This is a genomic window from Halochromatium sp. (assembly GCF_046541315.1).
Taxonomy (GTDB): Bacteria; Pseudomonadota; Gammaproteobacteria; order Chromatiales; family Chromatiaceae; genus Lamprobacter.
The window spans coordinates 1-5,508 of record NZ_JBKHDN010000185.1; the positions used below are offsets into that span (position 1 = coordinate 1).

5 protein-coding genes are annotated in these 5,508 nt (G+C 67.8%); all 5 read left to right on the top strand.

Annotated features, from left to right (window positions below):
- Positions 1-1,149, top strand: a 1,149-nt coding sequence (mobB, locus tag ACLFQI_RS11100; RefSeq protein WP_410759332.1) for a molybdopterin-guanine dinucleotide biosynthesis protein B, incomplete at its 5' end; no start/stop codon positions are given.
- A 78-nt stretch (positions 1,150-1,227) separates the two neighbouring features.
- Positions 1,228-2,670: a Na(+)-translocating NADH-quinone reductase subunit A gene (locus ACLFQI_RS11105; protein ID WP_410759334.1), complete on the top strand. Its 1,443-nt coding sequence runs from the start codon at positions 1,228-1,230 to the stop codon at positions 2,668-2,670.
- A gap of 69 nt (positions 2,671-2,739) precedes the next feature.
- The gene (locus ACLFQI_RS11110) at positions 2,740-3,960 is read left to right on the top strand and encodes an NADH:ubiquinone reductase (Na(+)-transporting) subunit B (protein WP_410759336.1); all 1,221 of its coding nucleotides are present in this window, start codon (positions 2,740-2,742) and stop codon (positions 3,958-3,960) included.
- On the top strand, positions 3,950-4,804 hold the full coding sequence (locus tag ACLFQI_RS11115) for a Na(+)-translocating NADH-quinone reductase subunit C (RefSeq protein WP_410759337.1): 855 nt from the start codon (positions 3,950-3,952) through the stop codon (positions 4,802-4,804). The genes ACLFQI_RS11110 and ACLFQI_RS11115 overlap by 11 nt, the downstream gene beginning before the upstream one ends.
- Positions 4,805-4,843: 39 nt before the next feature.
- Positions 4,844-5,506 carry an NADH:ubiquinone reductase (Na(+)-transporting) subunit D gene (locus ACLFQI_RS11120; protein ID WP_410759339.1) on the top strand — a complete coding sequence of 221 codons (663 nt, stop codon included), beginning with the start codon at positions 4,844-4,846 and terminating at the stop codon, positions 5,504-5,506.
- The last annotated feature ends 2 nt before the right edge of the window (positions 5,507-5,508 follow it).

A 5,508-nucleotide genomic window follows, 5' to 3' on the forward strand; every position in this document is an offset into this window, starting at 1 on the left:
GCTGGGGAGATTCCGGCCATCGGTTTCGTGGCGCCGAGCGGCAGCGGCAAGACCACGCTCTTGCGCAAGCTGGTGCCGCTGCTGCGCCAGCGCGGGTTGCGCCTCGGCTACCTCAAGCATGCCCATCATGGCTTCGCGCTGGATCGACCGGGCAAGGATAGCTACGAGGTCGCCGCCGCCGGCGCGCGCCAGGTGATGCTGGTCTCCGGCACGCACTGGGCCCTGCTCAGCCGTACCAACGAGCGTGCCGAGGATCATCCGGCCGGCTTCGATTCGCTGTGCGCGCGCTTCGATGCCGACAGTCTCGATCTGCTGCTGATCGAGGGGTTTCGCGCGGCTGCGGTGCCCAAGATCGAGGTCTTTCGTGCCGCTACCGGCAAGACGCCACTCTACCCCGACGATGACGGCATCGTCGCCGTGGTCAGCGATGATCCGCTGCCGGTCGTGCCGCATCCGCCGCGCATGCCGCTCCGTGAGCCGGCGGCCTTGGCCGACTTCATCGTCGGCCTGGTGCGCGATCAGGGGCGCGATCGCACCGGGTTGCGCGACGAGCCGCGCCCGCGCCTGCTCCAGGCATTGCAGCGGCTACGGGCCAATGGCTATCCAGAAGCGGCGATCGGTCGCGCCTCGCTGCGTCAGGGCGAGCGCTTCTGGCTGACCCCGGACAGGATCGCCTGCGATCGGCTCAGGCTCGACGATCTGTCCGCCTGCGCCCTCGCTGACCCCCGCTCGGGGGACGGCGCGGTCGCGGCCGCGCTCCATCGCGAACTCTACCGGCGACAGCCCGAGATCGGCGCGCTGCTGCAGACGCTTGGGCCGTACTCGGTCGCCATGGGCCTGGCTGCGGCGCCGACCTTCGAGCCGCCGGACGATCATGCGGCGCGGCGGCTCGGCGCGGTTCCGGTGCTGCGCTTGGAGCTGGAGTCCGAGGCCCAGCTCCAGCGGACCTCGGCGACGCTGGCGGCGGCCTTGAGCGAGCATCCGGCTTGTCTTGTCGCCGGCCATGGGGTCTTCGCGCGCGGTGCCGATCCCGACGAGGCCTGCCGCTGGAGCCTGATGCTGGAGCACTCGGCGCGCATCGCCATCGTCGCGCGCCAGGCCCATCGAGAAGAACCGACCGGCGGCTTGGGACGCATCGCCGCGCACTGACCCCTTGACGCTGGGCGCCGATCAAGGGATCGTATAGCGCATCGTTTCAGATTCCGTGTCAAGGCGTCTCGATCTGTCGTGGCAGTAACATCAACGCCTGTAGCCAAGGGTCTCGCAAAGGATGGCCCGCGGCGTTTTCGGCTCAAGAAGGGCCTCGATATCCCGCTGGCGGGGGCGCCGAGCGCCGAGATCGATGCCAGCACGGTGGTCAGCCGGGTCGCGCATATCGGTTACGATTGCGTCGGCGTCAAGCGCTTGCCGTCGCTCGAGGTCGAGGTCGGCGACCGCGTCCGCCTCGGCCAGCCGATCTCGCGCCGCAAGGCCTATCGCGAGGTGGCCGCGACGGCGCCGGCGACCGGCGTCGTCGAGGCCATCCACCGCGGGCCGCGACGCGCGCTCGAGAGCATCGTCATCCGCCTCGACCAGCCGCGCGATGGCAATGATCCGCTGCCGCCGCTCGCCGAGCAGGAAACCTTCAACGCCTACGCCGCCGACGAACTCGATGGCCTGAATCGCGATCAGGTGCGCGAGAACCTGCTCGCCGCTGGCGCCTGGCTCGGCTTTCGCACGCGCCCGTTCAGCATGATTCCCGCGCCGGAGAGCACGCCGGCGGCGCTCTTCGTCACCGCCATCGACAGCCATCCGCTGGCGCCCGACCCGAAGCGGATCATCGAGGATGCCGGCGCGGCCTTCGCCGATGGCCTGCGCGTGATCGGCAAGCTCACCGATGGTCCCTGCTACTGCTGTCAGCGCCCGGACGCGGGCTTGCCGATTCCGTCGTCCTCCGGCTTCCAGGCCGCCGAATTTGCCGGACCGCATCCGGCGGGCCTGGCGGGTACCCACATCCACTTTCTGATGCCGGTCAGCCTGGAGCGGACGGTCTGGACGATCGGTTATCAGGACGTCATCGCCATCGGCCGGCTGTTTCGCACCGGCCGCATCGATCCGACCCGGATCGTCTCGCTGGCGGGGCCGATGGTCGCCCATCCGCGGCTGATCCGCACGCGGCTGGGTGCCAGCACCAACGATCTGGTCAAGGGCGAGCTGAGCGATCGCCGCGAGGCCCGGGTGATCTCCGGCTCGGTGCTCAGTGGCCGGCACGCGGTCGGCACCACCGCCTTCCTCGGCCGCTTCCACAATCAGATCACGGTGCTGGCCGAGGACCGCGAGCGCGAATGGTTCGGTTGGCTCAAGCCTGGCCGTGGCCGCTTTTCGGCCTTGAATCTGTTCTGGTCGGGACGCGCCAAGGACGAGACGCTGCCACTCGGCACCTCCCTGCACGGCAGCCCGCGCGCGATGGTCCCGATCGGAGCCTACGAGCGGGTGATGCCGCTCGATCTGCTGCCGACGCAACTGCTGCGCGCGCTGCTGGTCGACGATATCGACACCGCCGAGAAGCTCGGCGCGCTCGAACTGGATGAAGAAGACCTGGCCCTGTGCAGCTTCGTCGACTGCGGCAAGCATGAGTTCGGCCCGGTGCTGCGGCGCAACCTGAACAAGATCTGGCATGAGAATCACTGAACCGATGTTCACTCTCGCCGCAACGGCCGAGCGTTCTGCCGAGCATCCGGGCGGCATCCGGGGGCACGCATGATCAAGGCCCTGCGCAAATTCCTCGACCGCCAAGAGCGCCATTTCCTGCCCGGCGGACGCTATGAGCGCTTCGGCGCCCTGTTCGAGCTGGTCGACACCTTCCTCTATACGCCCGCGACGGTGACCGCCGGCACCCCGCATCTGCGCGACGGCATCGACCTCAAGCGGGTGATGATCTTCGTCTGGATCGCGGTGCTGCCGGCGGCCCTGTTCGGCATGGTCAACATCGGCCTGCAGGCCAACAGCGCCATGGCGGCGATGGGTATGGAGCAGGTCGAGGGCTGGCGCGGCGGGCTGCTCTGGCTACTCGGCGCCGGCGGCAACGACGCCAACAGCCTCTGGGACAACTTCTGGCATGGCGCGGTCTACTTCCTGCCGATCTACATCGTCACCATGGCCGCCGGCGGCTTCTGGGAGATCCTGTTCGCGACCGTGCGCAACCACGAGGTCAACGAGGGCTTCTTCGTCACCTCGATCCTGTTTGCGCTGACCCTGCCGCCCGATATCCCGCTCTGGCAGGTCGCGCTCGGCATCTCGTTCGGCATCGTCATCGGCAAGGAGGTGTTCGGCGGCACCGGCAAGAACTTCCTCAATCCAGCGCTCACCGGCCGCGCCTTCCTGTTCTTCGCCTATCCGAGCGAGATCTCGGGCGATGCGGTCTGGACCGCGGTCGACGGCTTCAGCGGCGCCACGCCGCTGATGCTCGCCGCCGAGGGCGGATTGAACGCGATCCAGACCGCTGGCATCACCTGGTGGGACGCCTTCTTCGGCACCGTGCAGGGCTCGATCGGCTCGACCTCGACCCTGCTGATCATCGTCGGCGCCATCTTCCTGCTCTACACCGGCGTCGCCTCCTGGCGCATCATGGCCGGGGTGCTGATCGGGGTCATCGGTACCGCGCTGTTGTTCAACGGCATCGGCAGCGAGACCAATCCGGCCTTCGCGGTGCCCTGGCATTGGCACCTGGTGCTCGGCGGGCTCGCCTTTGGGCTGGTGTTCATGGCCACCGACCCGGTCTCGGCCTCGATGACCGAGACCGGCAAATGGTTCTACGGGGCGCTCATCGGCTTCATGACAGTGATGATTCGGGTGCTCAATCCCGCCTATCCGGAAGGCGTGATGCTCGCCATCCTGTTCGCCAACCTGTTCGCGCCGCTGATCGACTGGTTCGTGATCCAGGCCAACATCCGCAGGAGGGCGCGCCGCCATGCCGGCTGATTCGCATCCGCAGGCTCAATCGGCAGCGCGCGCGGGCGGTCTGCTGGCTCGTGTGACGGCGGTGTTCCGGTTGCCCAACGATGACCCGCGCAAGACGCTGGCGGTGGCGCTGGTGCTCTGCCTGGTGTGCTCGGTGGTGGTCTCGGCGACCGCGGTGAGCCTGCGTCCGCTGCAGGAGCGCAACGCCGCGCGCGCGCTCAAGTCGGAGGTGATCAAGGTCGCCGGTCTCGACGAGGCGGGGATGAGCCTCGAGCAGGCCTTCCAACAGATCGAGCAGCGCCTGGTCGATCTGGAAACGGGCGAGTTCGTCGAGGATGCCGATCCGATGAGCTATTCCTATCGCGACGCGGCCAAGGACCCAGCCGCGAGCAGCGCGCTCGACGAGGCGGATCCCGCCGGCATCCGTCGCCGGCCCGATCGGATGCCGGTCTATCTGGTGCGCCGCGACGGCCAGCTCGAGACCATCATCCTGCCGGTCTATGGTGCCGGCCTGTGGTCGACCATGCACGGGCTGCTGGCGCTGGCGCCGGACGGGCGCACCGCCAAGGCGCTGACCTTCTACGAGCAGCGCGAGACCGCCGGTCTCGGCAGCGAGGTCGCGGGCGAGCGCTGGCTCTCCGAATGGCCGGGCAAGGTGCTGATCGACGAGGATGGCGAGCCGGTGATCGAGGTGGTCAAGGGCAACGTCGACCCGGATACGCCCAACGCCGAGCATCGCGTCGACGGGCTCTCCGGGGCCACGCTGACCAGCAATGGGGTCACCCACCTGATGCGGTTCTGGCTCGGCGAGCAGGGCTATGGCCCCTTCCTGGCCCGGCTCGGCGACGACGACAACCGCAGCTGACATCCGCGCCGAACCGGCCGAACCAAGGGGATACGCAGCATGGCCACCCAATCCGCCCGGCTCCTGTTCGAGCCGATCATCGATAACAACCCGATCACCCTGCAGATCCTCGGCATCTGCTCGGCGCTGGCGGTGACCACCAAGTTGGCGCCGGCCATCACCATGAGCATCGCGCTGACCGCGGTGCTCGTCGGTGCCAGCGTCATCATCAGCCTGATCCGGTATCAGATGCCGTCGAGCATCCGCATCATCATCCAGATGACCATCATCGCCTCGCTGGTGATCCTGGTCGATCAAGTGCTGCAAGCCTTCGCCTACGAGCTCTCGAAGCAGCTCTCGGTGTTCGTCGGGCTGATCATCACCAACTGCATCGTGCTCGGCCGTGCTGAGGCCTTCGCCTCGAAGAATCCGCCCTGGCCGAGCTTTCTCGACGCCCTCGGCCATGGGCTCGGCTACAGCCTGATCCTGATCAGCGTCGCCGCGATCCGCGAATTGCTCGGCTCCGGCAGCCTGCTCGATGTGCAGATCCTGCCGCTGCTGAAGGAGGGCGGCTGGTACGAGCCGAATGGCCTGATGCTGCTCGCGCCCGGTGCCTTCTTCATCATCGGCCTGATGATCTGGGGCATCCGCAGCTGGAAGCCCGCGCAGCTCGAGAAGCCGGAATACCGGATCAATGTCGTGCATCGCACGGAGTCGCTATGAGC